The 17832-nt window shown below is 64.6% G+C and carries 13 protein-coding genes; 6 read left to right on the forward strand and 7 right to left on the reverse strand.

Annotated elements, in window-relative coordinates:
- Positions 1–39 precede the first annotated feature (39 nt).
- Positions 40–1272 carry a serine hydrolase domain-containing protein gene (locus EAH75_RS05465; RefSeq protein ID WP_140804692.1) on the forward strand — a complete coding sequence of 411 codons (1233 nt, stop codon included), beginning with the start codon at positions 40–42 and terminating at the stop codon, positions 1270–1272.
- 139 nt (positions 1273–1411) lie between these two features.
- On the opposite strand, the gene EAH75_RS05470 is transcribed toward EAH75_RS05465, so the two are convergent.
- A complete protein-coding gene (locus EAH75_RS05470; protein WP_140804694.1) occupies positions 1412–2797 on the reverse strand; it encodes a class II fumarate hydratase in 1386 nt (461 codons plus the stop codon).
- A 130-nt stretch (positions 2798–2927) separates the two neighbouring features.
- On the opposite strand from EAH75_RS05470, the gene purB reads away from it, so the two are divergent.
- From purB to EAH75_RS05490, 3 genes are all read left to right on the forward strand, one after another.
- Positions 2928–4295: an adenylosuccinate lyase gene (gene purB / locus EAH75_RS05475; protein ID WP_140804696.1), complete on the forward strand. Its 1368-nt coding sequence runs from the start codon at positions 2928–2930 to the stop codon at positions 4293–4295.
- Positions 4296–5240: 945 nt separating this feature from the next.
- Positions 5241–5657: a universal stress protein gene (locus EAH75_RS05485; protein ID WP_140804698.1), complete on the forward strand. Its 417-nt coding sequence runs from the start codon at positions 5241–5243 to the stop codon at positions 5655–5657.
- Positions 5658–5832: 175 nt separating this feature from the next.
- Positions 5833–8148, forward strand: coding sequence for an HAD-IC family P-type ATPase (locus tag EAH75_RS05490; protein ID WP_140804700.1), 2316 nt, complete (start codon positions 5833–5835; stop codon positions 8146–8148).
- Between the two features lie 186 nt (positions 8149–8334).
- On the opposite strand, the gene gstA is transcribed toward EAH75_RS05490, so the two are convergent.
- Positions 8335–8952 carry a glutathione transferase GstA gene (gene gstA, locus EAH75_RS05495; RefSeq protein WP_140804702.1) on the reverse strand — a complete coding sequence of 206 codons (618 nt, stop codon included), beginning with the start codon at positions 8950–8952 and terminating at the stop codon, positions 8335–8337.
- 186 nt (positions 8953–9138) lie between these two features.
- Here gstA and EAH75_RS05500 point away from each other — a divergent pair, with 186 nt between their 5' ends.
- Positions 9139–9537, forward strand: a complete 399-nt coding sequence (locus tag EAH75_RS05500; RefSeq protein ID WP_140804704.1) for a winged helix-turn-helix transcriptional regulator — start codon at positions 9139–9141, stop codon at positions 9535–9537.
- A 6-nt stretch (positions 9538–9543) separates the two neighbouring features.
- Here EAH75_RS05500 and cysK read toward each other — a convergent pair whose 3' ends face one another.
- Both cysK and cysG read right to left on the reverse strand, forming a co-directional pair.
- Positions 9544–10482, reverse strand: coding sequence for a cysteine synthase A (cysK, locus tag EAH75_RS05505; protein WP_140804706.1), 939 nt, complete (start codon positions 10480–10482; stop codon positions 9544–9546).
- A 66-nt stretch (positions 10483–10548) separates the two neighbouring features.
- Entirely contained in the window at positions 10549–12018 is a 1470-nt protein-coding gene (gene cysG, locus EAH75_RS05510) for a siroheme synthase CysG (RefSeq protein WP_140651050.1), read from the reverse strand.
- A 322-nt stretch (positions 12019–12340) separates the two neighbouring features.
- Here cysG and EAH75_RS05515 point away from each other — a divergent pair, with 322 nt between their 5' ends.
- Positions 12341–13336: a LysR substrate-binding domain-containing protein gene (locus EAH75_RS05515; RefSeq protein WP_140651047.1), complete on the forward strand. Its 996-nt coding sequence runs from the start codon at positions 12341–12343 to the stop codon at positions 13334–13336.
- Between the two features lie 256 nt (positions 13337–13592).
- Here the strand turns inward: EAH75_RS05515 and EAH75_RS05520 are convergent, their stop codons facing one another.
- From EAH75_RS05520 to cysI, 3 genes are read right to left on the reverse strand one after another with little or no spacing between them, the layout of a single operon-like run.
- A complete protein-coding gene (locus EAH75_RS05520; protein WP_140804708.1) occupies positions 13593–15350 on the reverse strand; it encodes a bifunctional sulfate adenylyltransferase/adenylylsulfate kinase in 1758 nt (585 codons plus the stop codon).
- Between the two features lie 55 nt (positions 15351–15405).
- Positions 15406–16128: a phosphoadenylyl-sulfate reductase gene (locus EAH75_RS05525; protein WP_140804710.1), complete on the reverse strand. Its 723-nt coding sequence runs from the start codon at positions 16126–16128 to the stop codon at positions 15406–15408.
- On the reverse strand, positions 16125–17831 hold the full coding sequence (gene cysI / locus EAH75_RS05530; protein WP_140804713.1) for an assimilatory sulfite reductase (NADPH) hemoprotein subunit: 1707 nt from the start codon (positions 17829–17831) through the stop codon (positions 16125–16127). Before cysI ends, EAH75_RS05525 begins: the two co-directional genes overlap by 4 nt.
- Position 17832: the final 1 nt, after the last annotated feature.

Here is a 17832-nt window from a genome sequence, read left to right on the forward strand (position 1 = left end):
CGGCTACATGATTTCGCACAATCATGTAAGGAGTGCGCCATGTTTTCTCGTCCCCTCTCCGTCCTTGCCTGCATCATCACAGCTGGTTGCACAACCTTACCCGCCACACGCCACAACACACACCTGGGCGGCGCAAACCTCGATCGACGCGTGACCAGTTTGATGAGCGCGGCGAAAGTTCCAGGGCTCGCCGTCGCCATCATCGAAAACGGTCACGTCGTCAGCGTCAAGGCATACGGGATGCGCGACACGGCAAAGCAGCTGCCCCTGACAACCGACACGGTCATGTACGCTGCGTCGCTGACCAAGGCTGCGTTTTCGTACGCGACGATGACGCTGGTGGATGACGGCCGCCTCGACCTGGATGCCAGCATCGCCAGCGACTTGCCCAAGCCGCTTCCGGAGTATGAGAAATACGCGGATCTCGCGGGCGACACCCGATGGAAGGCACTTACTCCCGGCATCCTGCTCAGCCACCGCTCGGGCTTCGCGAACTTCCGCTTCTGGCAGCCGGGCAAAGACTACGATCCCGAAGGCAAGCTTGCGTTCTATTTCGCCCCGGGGACCCGTTATGCCTATTCAGGCGAAGGCATCAACCTGGCACAGTTCGTCCTCGAGCACGGCAAGGGCATCGACGTGGAGACGCTGATGCGCGAGCGCCTCTTCACGCCCTTCCGTATGCCGCGAACCGCCATGACATGGCGCGATGACTTTGCCGACGATCTGGCCATCGGCTACGACGAGAACGGCAAGCCGCTCGGACACAAGCAACGCCAGTCGGCACGCGCCGCCGGATCGATGGACACCACCATCGGCGATTATGCGAATCTGCTGGCGGCCATGGTGCGCGGCGATGGCCTGAGCGCCGCAACGCACAAACGCTGGCTGACGCCTGTCGTACGCATTCGCTCCGTGCAACAGTTCCCCACCATCGGTCTGCCCGACTCAAACGACAACGACGGCATCTCGCTTGGCTATGCACTCGGCGTTGGCACGTTCACTTCCCCGCAGGGTCCAGCCTTCTTCAAGGGAGGCCACGACGATGGAACGAACAACGTGGCGGTCTGCATCGAGTCGTCAAGGAACTGCGTGCTGTTGATGAGCAACAGCTCCAACGCGGAATCCATCTTCGCGTACCTGATCGACGATGTCCTCGGCAAGACATGCTTCCCCTGGTACTGGGAAAACTACATTCCCTATGACCATCCGGAATGGCGTACGGCAAAAGCCGTTGTGAACGAACATCCCGCGTGTTCGCCCCAAAACCACTGACTACTGTCGTCGGCCAACACGATCAGTCCAGCGCCGTTGTTCCGGTGCAGAACTGGACTCGCCGCCGAGCAATCGGACTTCGCAACGGCCTTGGCAACGAAGTTACAAATTCACCATGCCATCCCGCTCCATCGCACACTCAGCCATCGCCGTGAATGCCACCCCTGGTCAACGCCATCGGATCGAGCAGCTTCTTCAGCTCATCCTTCGACAACCCGGTGGTCTCCAGCGCCACATCCATGATCGGGCGATGTTCCTTGTAAGCCTGCTTGGCGGCAGCTGCACCCTTCTCATAGCCGATCACCGGATTCAGCGCAGTGACCAGGATCGGGTTCATCGCCAGCGCCTGATTGACCCGCGCGGTGTTGACCTTGAAACCGGCGATCGACTTGTCGGCCAGCAGCACGCTGACGTTGCTCAGAATCCCGATCGACTGCAGCAGGTTGTGCGCGATCAGCGGCAGCATCACGTTGAGCTGGAAGTTGCCGGACTGGCCGGCGATGGTGATCGAGGCGTCGTTGCCGATCACCTGCGCGGCGACCATCGCGGTGGCCTCGGGAATCACCGGGTTGACCTTCCCCGGCATGATCGACGAGCCCGGCTGCAGCGCTGGCAGTTCGATTTCGCCCAGACCCGCCAACGGGCCGGAGTTCATCCAGCGCAGGTCGTTGGCGATCTTCATCAGCGCCACCGCCAACGTCTTCAGCTGACCGGACAGTTCCACCGCGGCATCCTGCGACGCCATCCCCTCGAAATAATTTTCCGCCGACTCGAACTTCACGCCGGTCAGTTTCTTCAACTGTGCCGCCATCGCCGGGCCGAACTTAGGATCGGCATTGATGCCGGTGCCGACCGCCGTGCCACCCTGCGGCAACCGGCGCATGCGCTTCAATGAGTCTTCGATGCGTTCGATCGCCGAACCGATCTGCGCCGCCCAGCCGGACAGCTCCTGACCGAACGTGATCGGCATCGCGTCCATCAGATGGGTGCGGCCGGTCTTGGGCGTGTTCTTCAACTCGCTCGCGCGCTTGTCGATCGCCTTTTTCAAGTGCTTCAACGCCGGCAACAACTGTTCGCTGGCGGTGAGCGTGGCGCTGACGTGGATCGCGGTGGGAATCACGTCGTTCGAACTCTGTCCGTAGTTGACGTGATCGTTCGGATGCACCTTGGTACCGCCTTCCACTGCCAGATGCGCGATCACCTCGTTCGCATTCATGTTGGTGCTGGTGCCCGAGCCGGTCTGGAAGATGTCGATCGGGAACTGCGCATCGTGCTGACCATTCGCCACCGCCAGCGCCGCCTTGCAGATCGCCGCGGCCTGATTTTTTTTCAGATGCCCCATCGACAGATTGACCTCGGCCGCCGCGGCCTTGATCAATCCCAGCGCGCGGATGAACTGGCGCGGCAGGTGCAGGCCGGAGATCGGGAAATTGTCTATGGCGCGCTGAGTCTGCGCGCCATACAGCGCGTCGGCAGGCACCTGCAATTCCCCCATGCTGTCGCGCTCGATGCGAAAACCACTCATGACTGGATTCCTGAAGTTGACCAATGTCCAACTATAGGCCGCCGCCCGTCGGTGGCGCGACAAGCCGGTCAAAAACAGGGAAAGGCCTTGCGCATGTAAAATAGCCGTTTGACCCCGCCGGAATGCCCCGATGTCCTCTCATGCCCTGACCGCCCTGTCGCCACTGGACGGCCGTTATGCCGGCAAGATCGAAGCGCTGCGCCCGATCTTCAGCGAGTACGGCCTGATGCACCGTCGCGTGCACGTGGAAATCGAATGGCTGCTGGCGCTGGCCGCCGATCCAAAGATCGCCGAACTGCCAGCCTTCAGCGCAGGCCAGATCAATACGCTGAAAGCCATCGCGCAAAACTTCAGCGTGGTCGACGGCGAGCGGATCAAGGCGATCGAGGCGACCACCAATCACGACGTGAAGGCAGTCGAGTATTTCATCAAGGAAAAAATCGGCGCCGACGCCACCCTGGCGCAGGCGAAGGAATTCGTGCACTTCGCCTGCACCAGCGAGGACATCAACAACCTTTCCTATGCACTGATGCTGCGCGACGCGCGCAAACAGGTGCTGCTGCCGCAGTTCGACGCGGTGATTGCCCAACTGCGTGAACTGGCACACGCCAACGCTGCGTTGCCGCTGCTCTCGCGCACCCACGGCCAGACCGCCTCGCCCAGCACCCTCGGAAAAGAAGTCGCCAACGTGGTGGCGCGCCTGCAACGCCAGCGCCAGCAACTCGCCGCAGTGGAGATTTCCGGCAAGATCAATGGCGCCGTCGGCAACTACAACGCCCACGCCATCACTTATCCGGAAGTGGACTGGCGCGCGTTCTCGCAGCGCTTCGTGGAAGGCCTCGGGCTCGACTACAACGCCTACACCACCCAGATCGAACCGCACGACGGCGTTGCCGAATACTGCGACGCGGTGCGCCGCGCCAACATCATCCTGATCGACCTGGCCCGCGACATCTGGGGCTACATTTCGCTGGGCTACTTCAAGCAGACGCTGAAGGCTGGCGAAGTCGGTTCATCGACCATGCCGCACAAGGTCAACCCGATCGACTTCGAGAACGCCGAAGGCAACTTCGGCCTCGCCAATGCCTTGCTCGGCCACTTCGCCGAGAAGCTGCCGATCAGCCGCTGGCAGCGCGACCTCACCGACTCCACCGTGCTGCGCGCGCTCGGCACCGCGTTCGGCCATGGCCTGGTCGCGCTGGAGTCGCTGAAGAAAGGCCTGGGCAAACTCAACGTCAATGCCGAACGCATCGCCGCCGACCTCGACAACAGCTGGGAAGTGCTGGCCGAAGCCGTGCAGACCGTGATGCGCCGCTACGGCCTGCCCGAGCCGTACGAGCAGCTCAAGGCCCTGACCCGCGGCCACGGCATCACCAAGGATTCGATGCGCGAGTTCATCGCTGGCCTCGACCTGCCGGCGGAGGCGAAGCAGCGCCTGTTTGAGCTGACGCCGGGCGGCTACATCGGGCTGGCCGAGACGCTGGCGAAGGACATCTGAGCGCGATTGTCTGTCTGGCGCCCGGCCCTCCATGGGGCCATCGAATATCCACGCTTCAAGCTCGTCATCGCAGTGAAAGCTGGAATGATGGACCTTTGAAGGTTGTTCGAGGTTCCCAATAGCGGTAAGTGAACCCTGAAAACCCATGTCGCCGCCTCCCGCGCGTGGCGGTACGTTCGATGTCACCACAACGTCGGACGTCGCCCCGCGACAGGAGGCAGCCATGTCGCTTTACGCAGCCATCGATCTGCACTCCAGCAACAGCGTGTTGGCCGTCATGGATGGCGAGGGCAAGTGTGGCAACCGCCATCTGTGCTGGGCGTGCGTCGAAGCGGCCAGCTACGCGGTGCGCTTCGATCCGCTGATCCGGCGCTGGTACGAGCGCAAACGGGCACGCAAGCATCTCGCGTGGTGGCCATCAAGGCCGTCGCGCACGAGCTGGCACGTGCCTGCTGCCACATGCTGCACGAGGGCACGACGTTCGATCTCAGGCACGCCTTCCGCTGATCACGCTGACGGTCGCAGGCCGGAAACGGGCTTTGGCTTTGAGCCAGTCATTCTGAAAGATCGCGATCGTCGGCACCCGTGTTGGACGCAGGACCGCATGCGGACCGAGCCATCAAGGGGTGGGCTTCCAGTCCGAGACTCTGTGCGACGCATGACGCGCACTTGGACGGCATCCGTGTTGACCGATGAGTGTTTGGCAAGCAGCAAGGGCCGCTAGCGCGGCCCTGACCAGAATGGTGACTGGCGCGATCTTGGCGCCGCATGAAACACAGCGGCTGGTGGTCAGCGGCAAGACGGGACATCATGATCTCCGATACGAATCGGAGACGGGCTTTGCTTGCCTATTGACCCCGGCGGCGAAATGGTGACCCGTTCTGGACTCATTTCATTGGGAGACCCGGTTTGCCCCTCTCTACGCTCACCATCGAGGAGTAGCTCATGTTCAAGCACATTCTCTTACCTACCGATGGGTCCGAGTTGTCGGAGTCGGCGATTAAGACAGGCGTCCATCTCGCCAAGGCGCTTGGAGCCAAAGTCACCGGTTTGACGGTCATTCCCAAGCACCATCATTCCGGTGAGGAAGAATTGGAAGGGGAGTCGGGCACTCCGACGAGTCTCAATAGCCATCTTCTTTTCGTCAAGCTCGTTGCAAGCGGCAATGGCGTCGACTGCGACGCTATGCTGACGCGTGGGGATTCTCCGTCTGAGGAAATCATGAGGGTCGCCGGGGAGCTCCGTTGCGATCTGATTGTCATGGCCTCGCATAGTCGAAAGAGCCTAAAAGCGCTGTTCATTGGAAGCGAGACACAGAAAGTCCTGGTTCATAGCCATGTTCCGGTGCTGGTCTGCCGATAGACCCACGCATGTCCAAGATACACTGCTGCATGGCCCGGGCAGGCAGCCACCGACCTGACTTCCCCAATTGCTTCAATTTGCCTGGACGTCCGCGGGATCCGACGAGAGTTCGCCACACGGAATAGTCATCATTCGAGCAGCAAGATCGACTTTCATCTTGTCTCGTGAGGCCTTCATGCCCACCACTAGCGGTCTGAGCAGCGCCGAAGCGCATCGTCGTCTGGCCGAATATGGGGCCAATGCGATCGATGAGAAAACACCATCGCGCTGGCGACTTTTTCTGACCGAGTTCGGCTCGCCTATTGCCTGGATGCTCGAATTGGCGATGGCGTTTCGGATTGTGCGCGGCGCCTATGGCGATGCGGCCATGATTGGTGCCCTGCTCCTGTTCAACGCCGTGCTCGGCTTCGTCCAGGAGGGGCGCGCCAGTGCAGCACTCGCCGCGCTGAAGACGCGCCTTGCACCGATGGCGTTGGTTTTGCGCGACGGCGAGTGGGTTCGGCTTGCGGCCGTGGAAGTCGTGCCCGGGGATGTCGTCCGACTTGCCCTTGGAGCGCTCGTGCCCGCCGACGCACGCATCCTGTCCGGGACGTTGCAGGTCGACCAATCCATGCTCACCGGCGAGTCGGTGCCGGTCGATGCCGATGCCGGGGCCATGATCTACGCGGGTGCACTGGTGCGACGTGGCCAGGCCGTTGCCGAAGTGACCGCCACGGGCGCGCGCACCGCATTCGGCAAGGCGGCCGAACTGGTGCGCATTGCCCACTCGGTCAGCACCGAGCAGAAGGCCATCTTTGGCGTAACGCGCAACCTGATGCTCGTCAACGGCACGATCGCGGCATTTCTTCTCATCTACGCCTATGCGTCGGATCTTCCGCCCATTGATGTGATTCGGCTGGCGATCACGGCGGTGCTGGCTTCGATTCCGGCCGCGCTGCCAGCCACCTTCACGCTCTCTGCCGCACTCAGCGCCCGCACGCTCGCCGCGCGCGGTGTGCTGTTGACGAGGTTGTCCGCCGCCCACGAGGCCGCAGCCATGGACGTGCTGTGCGCGGACAAGACAGGAACATTGACGCAGAACCGGCTGGAAGTAGCCGAGGTGTGCGCGATGCATGGCTTCGACCGGGACCAGGTGCTGACCATGGCGGCATGGGCCAGCTCCGAGGCGGATCAGGACCCGATTGACGCTGCCGTGCGTAAAGCGGCGTCCGCAAGCGACTATCCCGTTTCATCGGCATCGCTCGTGCGCTTTGTTCCGTTCGACCCGGCTACCCGGATCGCCGAGGCATGGATACGAGACGCAGAGGGGGTTGAACGACGCATCGTCAAAGGCGCGTTCCAGGAGATCGCCGGCATGGTGCAGGCACCGGGAGATACCCGCGCGCAGGTGGACAAGCTGGCCGGTGCGGGTCACCGTGTGCTTGCCGTCGCGACCGGATCAGGCGGCACGCTGATGCTGGCCGGGTTGCTCGCCCTCAGTGATCCACCGCGGAAAGAGTCCAGGGGGCTGATCGCCACACTCGATCGACTGGGCGTGCGCACCCTCATGATGACGGGCGACTCCGCCACAACCGCCGAGGCCATCGCCCGCAAGGTGGGCATCACCGCCGGCCTTTGTCCGACTGATCACCTCGCCGATGCCGACAGCGCCGATCGCTTTGGCGTCTTTGCGCGCGTCGTTCCCGAGCAGAAGTACCAACTGGTCCAGGCGTTGCAGCGTGGAGGCCATGTCGTGGGCATGTGCGGTGACGGCACCAACGACGCGCCGGCACTTCGACAGGCGCAGATCGGCATTGCCGTCTCTACCGCTACGGATGTCGCCAAGGCGGCAGCCGGCATGGTGCTGACCGAGCCTGGCCTCGGCGGCATCGTGTTTGCCGTGCGCGAAGGTCGAGTCGCCTTCGGACGATTGCTGACCTACAGCCTCAACATGCTGCTCAAGAAGATCGAGATCATTCTGTTCCTGGCCGTGGGGCTGGTCCTGACCGGTGAGGTGATCATGACGCCGGTGCTCATGGTGTTGATGCTGATGACCAATGATTTCCTGGCCATGTCGCTCACGACGGATCACGCCAGCCTGTCACCCGTCCCGATCCGTTGGCATATGCGAAACATCATGGCCATCGCATTCGTTTTCGGCTTATGCAAGCTGGCTTTCTCGACGGCGATGCTGATGCTGGGCAAGTACGGCTTCGGTCTGGGGAGCGCACAGCTTCAGACGCTGGCTTTCGTCACACTGGTCATCGGCGCCCAGGCCTGCATGTATGTGGTGCGGGAGCGGCGCCGCCTCTGGTCATCCAGACCGAGCATCTGGATTCTGGCGTCGTCCGTCGTAGACATCGGCATTGCATCGGCATTGTCATTGACAGGCACCTTGATGGCACCCATGCCATGGCGGCTGCTGGCCGTCGTACTCGCGGCAGCCATGGTTTTTGCTCTGCTCCTGGACCAGGTCAAGCGACCGGTGTTAGCCGCCTTCGAAATGGTCTGATGTCCTCGTAGCCGAGGCCAAAACGGAGTCAGGTTCACTTACTGCTACTGCGTAACGGAAGGCTTGCACCGGAAGTGAAACGAACCCTATTCGCGAAAAGCTCACCCGCACAACCTGCCCCACCCCATCAAGCACAAATGGCCGGCACCTCGCGATGCCGGCCGCTTGCATTCGAGCAACTACCGATCAGGCGACCGTCTTGATCAGCCCCTCTTCCTCCATCGCCTTCTGCACCGCCGGCCGCTCCGCCACGCGCTTCTGGAAGGTCAGCAACGCGGGGAAGCCGGACAGGTCCAGGTCGACGTGCTTCGCCCAGTTGGTGACGGTGAACAGGTAGGCGTCGGCCGCGCTGAAATGGTCGCCCAGCAGCCACGGCTGCTTCGCCAGCGCGTCCTCGATCAATTGGTAGCGCTTGAGCAGGTATGCCTTGCGCTCGCTGCGGGCGGGCTCCGGCGTATCCGGCTTGAACAGCGGGCTGTAGGTCTTGTGGATCTCGGAGTTGATGTAGCCCAGCATTTCCTGCAGGCGGTAGCGCGCCAGCGTGCCGTTGGCGGGCGCCAGGCCGCTTTCGGGTTTGAGGTCGGCCAGGTACTGCACGATCGCCGGGCCCTCGGTCAGTAGTTCGCCGTTGTCCAGTGCCAGCGCCGGCACGTAGCCCTTCGGATTGATCTGCCAGAAATCCGCGCCGCCCTCGGTGCGCTTGGCCTTGCCGTCGACCTTTTCCAGCGCCAGCGCGATGCCGGCTTCCAGCGCCACGATGTGCGGCGACAGCGAGCAGGCACCCGGCGAGTAATAGAGCTTCATGCGTTTTCTCCGTGATGGGTATGTGGGGAAGAACTACCACCGCGGCCACGCAAGGTGACTGCCTGCGCGTGCCGCAACGATGGTGGCATGCTAGCCATCATGGTTACTGATGGATACCACCTAACCATCGGTTAGCGGAAAAATGTAGTATCCGCCCGGTTACCGAACTCTCCCGATGGAATTCCGATGGGCCTGCCCGTACGCAAGAGCAAGGTCGCTGCACCACCGGCCTGCCCGCTCACCGAAAGCCTGGCGCTGCTGCGCGGCGCGTGGGCGCCGAACGTGGTCTGGTACCTGAGCGCCGAACCGCGCCGTTTCGGCGAACTGCGCCACGACATCCCTCGCATCTCCGCGCGCGTGCTGAGCGCGCGGCTGCGCGGGCTGGTGACGCGGCGCGTGCTGGACACCTCGCCGCCATCGGCCGAGTACGCGCTCACGCCGCTCGGCCACGAACTGCTGCCGGCGATCCAGGCACTCGCCAGCGTGGGCCGGAAGCTGATCGCGGAATGGGAAGCGGGCGCGTCGAAACGCGCGTCCGGAGCCGTGCGCGCGAAACGGTCGCAACCGGCCACCACCGGCTCGTGACCACGCTCAGACCTCGTCCGAACCCTCGTTGACACCCTCGAACAGGAACGTCGACAGGTAGCGCTCGCCGGTGTCCGGCAACATCGCCAGCAGCACCGAGCCTTGCGGCGCATCTGCCGCCACCTGCAACGCGGCGGCCAGGGTGGCGCCGGACGAGATGCCGGTGAAGATGCCTTCCTGCTGTGCCAGCTGGCGTGAGGTGTCGCGCGCCAGCACGTCGTCGATCAGCACGATTTGGTCGACCACCTTGCGATTGAGCACTGCCGGCACAAAGTCCGGCGTCCAGCCCTGGATCTTGTGTGGCTGCCATTCCTTGCCGGAGAGCAGCGCCGCGCCGGCCGGTTCGGTGGCGATGATCTGCACTTCCGGGCGCGCCACTTTCAGCACCTCGCCGACACCGGTCAACGTGCCACCGGTGCCCCAGCCGGTGACGAAGTAATCCAGTCGGCGGCCGGCGAAGTCGCGCAGGATTTCCGGTGCGGTGGTCTGCCGGTGATACGCCGGGTTGGCCGGGTTCTCGAACTGGTTGGTGAAGAACCAGCCATGTTTCTTCGCCAGTTCCACCGCCTTCTCCACCATGCCGGTGCCGCGCGCGGCGGCTGGCGTCAACACCACCTTGCCGCCGTAGGCGCGGATCAGCTTGCGCCGCTCGATCGAGAAGGTCTCGGCCATCACGGCCACGAACGGATAGCCGCGAGCGGCGCAGATCGCGGCCAGCGCCACACCGGTGTTGCCAGAGGTGGCTTCGATCACGGTCTGGCCGGGTTTCAGCGTGCCGCGCTGTTCGGCATCGAGAATGATCGCCAGGGCGAGCCGGTCCTTCACTGAGCCGGCCGGATTGAACGCCTCCACCTTTACGTAGAGTTCGACGTGTTTCGGCGCAAGGCGGTGCAGTTTGACGATCGGTGTATTGCCGATGGTGTCGAGGATGCTGTCGTAAATCATGTGCGTGCTCCGGCAGACTGGGGAAATCGTCGCGCGATCATGCTCCCGCGCAGGTAAATATTTTCGTCAGGCACGGTGGACCGCCGCCAGCACATCGGAAGCGATCGGATGCCCCGCCGGCAGGGTGCGGATGGCGTGCACCGTAGCCCCCAGTGGCGGCTGCCCGAACCAGGCCAGCGACGTCGCCAGCGCGGCCACTTCGCCCAGGATCAGCAGGGCTGGTGAGTGCACCGCATGGAAAGCCGCCCGCTCGGCCAGGTTGGCCAGGGTGCCGGTGATGACGCGCTGGTCCGGGCGTGAGCCGTTCTCGATCAGCGCGAACGGGGTCGATGGCGCACGGCCATGTTCGATCAGCCGTGCCCGCAGCCCGCCCAGTTCGGCCACGCCCATGTACACCGCCAGCGTCTGCCGTTCCTGCGCCAGTGCGGTCCAGTCCAGGGTATCGCGCGAGGACTGGCAGTGGGCGGTGACGAAACGCACCGACTGCGCGTGATCGCGATGGGTCAGCGGCACACCGGCATAGGCCGCGCAGGCCACGGCGGCGGTGATGCCGGGCACCACCTCGTACGGAATCCCCTGCTCGCGCAGAAACTCGAGCTCCTCACCGCCGCGGCCGAACACGAATGGATCGCCTCCCTTCAGTCGTACCACCCGCCGCCCGGCCTGCGCGTGTCGCAGCAGCAATGCGTGGATGCCGTCCTGGGTAGTGTGGTGATAGCCAGCCTGCTTGCCGACCTCGATGCGCTCGGCGTCGCGGCGCGCCAGGTCAAGCACCTCGGCGCTGACCAGCCGGTCGTGCAGGATCACGTCGGCCTCGTTCAGCGCGCGCAAGGCGCGCAAGGTAAGCAGGCCCGGATCGCCGGGGCCGGCGCCGACCAGCACGACCGATCCGGCCGATGCGACCGGCGACGACGCCAGCGCCTGTTCTGCCGTCTGCCGCGCCGCATCCGGCCGGCCCTGGCGCAGCAGTGAGGCGACCGGGCCGGCGAACAGGCTCTCGTAGAAGCGTCGCCGTGCCGCCATGTCCGGATGCCGCACGCGGATGCGCTTGCGCAGGCGCGCCGCCAGCGTGGCCAGCGCGCCCAGCGAATGATCTAGCAGCGTCTCCAGCCGCTCGCGCAGCAGCCGCGCCAGCATCGGCGCCTCGCCACCGCTGGAGATCGCGATGATCAGCGGCGACCGGTCCACCACCGCCGGTACGTGGAAACTCGACAGCACCGCATCGTCGACCACGTTGACGAAGATCCGCCGCAGCTCGGCGAAGGTGGCGATCAGCCGGTTCAGTTCGATGTCGGACGTGGCCGCCACCACCAGCCAGACCCGATCCAGCCAACTTTCCTGGAATGCATCCGGGCGATGGGCGATGCGGCCCTCCGTCGTCCATCGCTGCAGTTGCGGCGTCAGCGTGGGCGCGTTCACCGTGACCTGCGCCTGCGCGCCGAGCAAGGCAGCGATCTTGCGCTCGGCCACCGGCCCGCCACCTACAACCAGCACGGCGCGACGGGACAGATCGGCGAACAGCGGATAGAGCTTCATTCGGGCGGGTCCGGCTTCGCAGGCAGTGGAGACGAAGCCACGCTACGCAACGCATTCCACCCCGGCAAATGATTTGCGTCATCGCGCATATGCCGTCACGTTATGGACGGCCAAAACAACACAGGTCTTGACCTTGCGAACAAATGGACGTATAGACGTCTGATCATGATTGACATCATTCGTTTCGGCGAGCTCCATGACGGCATCCATTCAGCCGTCCACACGCATGCGTCAGACATGATTACGGTTCGTTCGATGCGATGTAATCGTGTTCCGCTCGCGCCTCAATCCAACGATCCCGACCGCTCACGAGCCCATCGCCATGACGCTGATCCAGTTGCGCTACCTGATTGCCATCGCCGACTCCGGCCTCAACATCACGCTGGCGGCCGAGCGCGTCCACGCCACCCAGCCCGGCCTGAGCAAGCAGCTCAGGCAGCTTGAGGACGAGCTGGGCTTCCAGCTGTTCGTGCGCAAGGGCAAGAGCCTCGACTCGGTGACCCACGCCGGCCGGCACGTGCTCGAACGCGCCCGCACGATCCTCGCTGAGGCCGCCAATATCCGTTCCATCGCCGCCAATCTGCGCAACGAGGCGCGCGGCGAACTGCGCATCGCCACCACGCATACCCAGGCCCGTTTCGCCCTGCCCGCCGCGATCGGCGCGCTGAGCCTGCGCTATCCGCAAGTCAGCGTGCATCTGCAACCGAGCCGCGACGCGGAAGTGCTGGCGCAACTGGAGGCTGGCCGCGTCGACCTCGCGGTGATCAGCAGTGCCGGCGCCCCGCCGAACACGGGCATCGCGCTGCCGGCCTATCGCTGGCATCGGGTCATCGTCGCGCCGCAAGGCCACCCGCTGACGAGCAGCGGCCAGCCACCGTCGCTCGATGAACTGGCGGCGCTGCCGCTGGTCAGCTACGAATCCTCGCTGAAGGCCGACTCGTCGCTGCGCCGGGCGTTCGAAGCCGTCGATCTGCGTCCGCACATCGCGATGACCGCCGGCGATGCCGACCTGATCAAGACCTATGTACGCGCCGGCCTGGGCATCGGCGTACTGGCCGAGATGGCCATGCTCGACAGCGACACCGACCTGGACACGCTGCCGGCCGACCACCTGTTTCCCCAGTGCACGACCTGGATCGTGCTGCGCCGGGAAAGCGTGCTGCGCGAGTACGTGCTGGAGTTCATCGCCCAGTTCGCACCACATCTGGACCGCCGCGACGTGGTGCGCGCACTGGCTGCCGACACAGTGCCGGCCGAGTGGTCGACCGTGCCGCATTGGCGGGAACGGCCAACGGTTTCGCTGCCCGACGCGGCCTGACCGACCCTACCGCCGCACACACTCCCCCGCATCGTCATTCCGTCGCAGGCCGGAATCGCTTTTCAGCAGCGAAGGCGGTTATCGCGACTTCAAGTCGCGTGACCGGTGCCGCCGCCAACGTGCCAAGCCAATGCGATTCCGGCCTGCGCCGGAATGACGATATGGGGGATTCCCGCTTGGCCGGCTTCGCAGTTGAAAGCGCCTCGTGAAAATCGCGTCGCCGGGAGCTTTAGAGATCCCGGCGACGCTTCAATGCTCAACCCTCTATCAGTCCCTTGTTGCGCAACAGCGCCAGTACCTGGCGGGCCAGCGCCGTCGGCTCGGCGGCATTGCCATCGATGCGCAGTTCCGGTTGTTCGGGTGCTTCGTAGGGATCGCTGATGCCGGTGAACTGGGTGATCTTGCCGGCGCGCGCCTGTGCATAGAGACCTTTGCGGTCGCGTGCCTCGCATACCTCCAGCGTGGTGGCGACATGGATTTCGATGAAATCACCGTGCGCCTCGACCAGCGCGCGGGATTCCGCGCGGGCGTCGGCATACGGGGCGATCGGCGCGCACACCACGATGCCGCCGTGACGCACGATCTCGCTGGCGACGTAACCGATGCGAGTGACGTTGGCGGCGCGATCCTCGCGCGAGAAACCCAGCCCGCGCGACAGGTGCTTGCGCACCTCGTCGCCGTCGAGCACGGTCACCGGCCGGCTGGTGTGCTCCAGCAGCTGCGCGATCACCGCCTGCGCGATGGTCGACTTGCCGGCGCCGGACAGACCGGTGAAGAACAGCGCGAAGCCGCGTGGCGCGTGAACCGGGTGGCGCTCGCGCAGGATCTTCACCACGTCCGGGAAGCTGAACCACGACGGGATCTCGCTACCCTCATGCAAGTGCTGGCGCAACTGTGTGCCGGAAATGTCGCGCACTTCGTCGTCGGCCGCGACCTCGGTCGATGGCAGATAGCTGTCGCGATTGGCCGCATAGACCATCGCCGGGAACGGCACGATCTGGATGCCGAGTTCGTTCTGATGCTGCTCCAGCAGCGTCTGCGCATCGAACGGCCCATAGAACGGCTGGCCGTTCGAATCCTTGCCGGGGCCGGCATGGTCGCGCCCCACGATGAAATGGCTGGCGCCGTAGTTCTTGCGGATGATTGCGTGCCACAGCGCCTCGCGCGGGCCACCCATGCGCATCGCCAGCGGCAGCAGCGACAGTTTTACGCTGTCCGCCGGATAGTGCGGCAGCAGCGCGCGGATGCAGCGCACACGGGTGTAATGATCGACATCGCCCGGCTTGGTGCGCCCCACCGAGGGCTGGATCAGCAGCTTGGCACCGACCAGCTGCGCGGCGCGCTGGGTCAGCTCGCGATGCGCGCGATGCATCGGGTTGCGTGTCTGGAACGCCACGATGCGGCTCCAGTCATTCGCCACGAACCAGTCGCGCAGGCTGCGCGGGGTGTCGCGCAGCTCGCCGAAATCGTAGTGCGCGGGTTGCTGGATGCCGCGCACGCGGCCGCCCAATGCCACCGGCTTGGTGCGATCGAGCAATTCGGCCACGCCGGGATGCAGGCGATCAGTCGTGCCGAATACGCGTTTCGCCTCGTGCAGGCGATCGGGCCAGTAGACGTCGTGCACTTCCAGCACCGCCAACGGCACGCCCTGGCTGTCGCGCAGCGCGACCTCGCTGCCGGTGGACAATTGCGCGGCAAAATCTTCGCTCACGTCCAGGGTGATCGGGATCGGCCACAGCGTACCGTCGGCGAGGCGCAGTTCTTCCACCACGCGGTCGTAGTCGCGCCGGCCGAGGAAACCTTCCAACGGCGAGAACGCGCCGCTTAACAGCAACTCCAGATCGCACAGCTGGCGAGTGTTGAGATCGACCCAAGGCAATTGGGCACTGCGCTGCTTCAGCGCCTCCGCTTCGGCGGGCGACAGATACAGCTCCTTCAGCACGCCGCCGTGCGGAGCGATCAGGGTTTCCTCGGGAACAAGCTCGGGGTTCGGGGCAAGCGCGGTGTGACTCATGGTGGCGAGATTCCAGTCGGGGTAAGAAGGCCGTCGCTGCGCGATGGCTGGCGGGTCATGCGATGCTGTGCAGTCCGCATTCGCGTTTGAGTCCGAAGAAGCGGGTGTCCTCGGCGTCCATGCCCGGCTCCCAGCGATGGCTGGTGTGGATGTCGCCGATCGATACATAGCCCTGTTGCCACAACGGGTGGTACGGCAGGCTGTGGCGCGCGAGGTAGTTGCCGACGTCGCGATCGCTCCAGTCGGCCAGCGGGTGGAATTTCCAGCGACCGTTTCTGCGTTCGACGAAGTCGATCTCGGCGCGACTGCGTGCCTGGCTCCGACGCAACCCGGCGAACCAGCCAGCGGCGTCGAGTTCGCGCAAGGCGCGCTGCATCGGCTCGACCTTGCGCAGCTGGTTGTAGCGATCCAGCCCCTCGATGCCCTGCTCCCACAGCCGACCATGACGCGCTTCCATCCAGCTGATGCCGATGAGCGGGCGATAGATCTTGAGGTTCAGCCCGAGCCGTTCGGTCAACTCGTCGACGAAACGATAGGTCTCCGGAAACAGGTAACCGGTATCGATCAGCACCACCGGCATCTGCGACCGCTGCCGCGTCACCATGTGCAGCGACACCGCCGCCTGCGCACCGAAGCTCGACGACAGCACATGCTCGCCGCGGACATGTTCCAATGCCCAGGCCACACGTTGTTCGGCGGTGAGTCGGGCCAGCGCGACATTCAGCTCGGCCAAGGCCTGCGGTTCGTGCAGCGTTTGCTCGACCAGCGTGGCGCTCATGCGACCACCTCGGCTGGAATGCGTCGCGAGGGGATCGGCGTGAGGATGCCGGCGCGCAACAGGAAATCGCCGAAGCCTTCGCCCTCGCCGCGTTCGGCGGCATAACGCGCCAACAGCGGATCGAGCGTGTCGAGGATCGCCGCCTCGTCCACATTCTCGCGATGCACCTGGTTCAGCCGCTGGCCTGTGAAATCGGCGCCGAGGCGCAGGTCGTAGCGGCCAGGCCCGCGCCCGACCAGCGCGATCTCGCCCAGGTAAGGCCGCGAGCAACCGTTGGGGCAGCCGGACAGGCGCAGCAGGATCGGCGCGTGGGCGAGTCCGTGGCGTGCGAGCAGCGCCTCCAGCTTCGGCAGCAGCGTCGGCAGGTAGCGTTCGCTCTCGGCCATGGCCAGGCCGCAGGTCGGCAGCGCGACGCAGGCGATCGCGTGACGGCGGATGCCACTCTGCTTCTCATAGACGTCCAGACCGTGCGCGCGAACGATGGCGTCGATGCGGGCGCGCTCGTGTGCAGCGACGTTCGCCGCGATCACGTTCTGGTTGCAGGTCAGCCGGAAGTCGCCAGTGTGCACTTGCGCCAGCTCGCGCAAGCCGCTGAGCCAGCGTCGCTCGCCCACGTCGGCCAGCCGGCCGGACTCGATATGCAAGGTAAGATGCCAGTGGCCGTCGTGACCCTCGACCCAGCCGTAGCGGTCGCCATTGTGTTCGAAGCGGTAGTCGCGCGCGGGCGCCAGCGTGTAGCCGAGGCGCGACTCCAGCTCCACCTTGAACACATCCAGGCCGCGATGGTCGAGCGTGTATTTCAATCGCGCATGCTTGCGCTCGACGCGGTCGCCCCAGTCGCGCTGCACGCCGATCACCGCCTCGGCCACGCCGAACAGCTGCTCCGGCGTGACGAAGCCGATCACGCTGGCCAGCCGCGGATAGGTGTCGGCATCGCCATGGCTGGCCCCCATGCCGCCGCCAATGGCGATATTGAAGCCGCACAGCACGCCCTGCTCGACGATGGCGATCAGACCCAGGTCCTGCGCGAACACGTCGATGTCGTTGAGCGGCGGAATCGCCAGTCCGATCTTGAACTTGCGCGGCAGATAGGTGGCCCCGTACAGCGGCTCCCGCTCCTCAACGGGATGGTCTTCGCCCACGAGCTGCTCACCATCCAGCCAGATCTCATGGTACGCCCGCGTCTTCGGTGCCAGTTCGGTGGACAACCGCGTGGCCCAGGCATAGGCCTCGGCATGCGCAGACGATTCGATAGGATTGGCCGTGCTCACCACGTTGCGCACCACGTCGCCGCAGGCGGCGATGGTGGTCGCCAGCGCATCATGGATCGCCGCGATGGTCGGCTTGAGCTTGTGCTTGATGATGCCGTGCCACTGGAACGTCTGCCGCGTGGTGATGCGCAGCGAACCGTTGGCGTAGTCGCGCGCGATGCGGTCGAACACCAGCCATTGCGCCGGCGTCACCACGCCGCTGGGCAGCCGCGCGCGCAGCATGAAGGCGTAGGCCGGTTCAAGCTTCTGCCGGCGGCGCTCCTCGCGCAGGTCGCGGTCGTCCTGCAGGTAGCTGCCGTGAAATTTCAGCAGCTTGTTGTCGTCCTCGCCGATCGCACCGGTGACCGGGTCGGCCAAGCCTTCGACGATGCCGCCACGCAGGAAACGACTGGCGGCCTTGATATGTTCCAGATCGGAAAGTTTCGTGGTCATG

Source organism: Rhodanobacter glycinis (assembly GCF_006438785.1).
Lineage (GTDB): Bacteria > Pseudomonadota > Gammaproteobacteria > Xanthomonadales > Rhodanobacteraceae > Rhodanobacter > Rhodanobacter glycinis_A.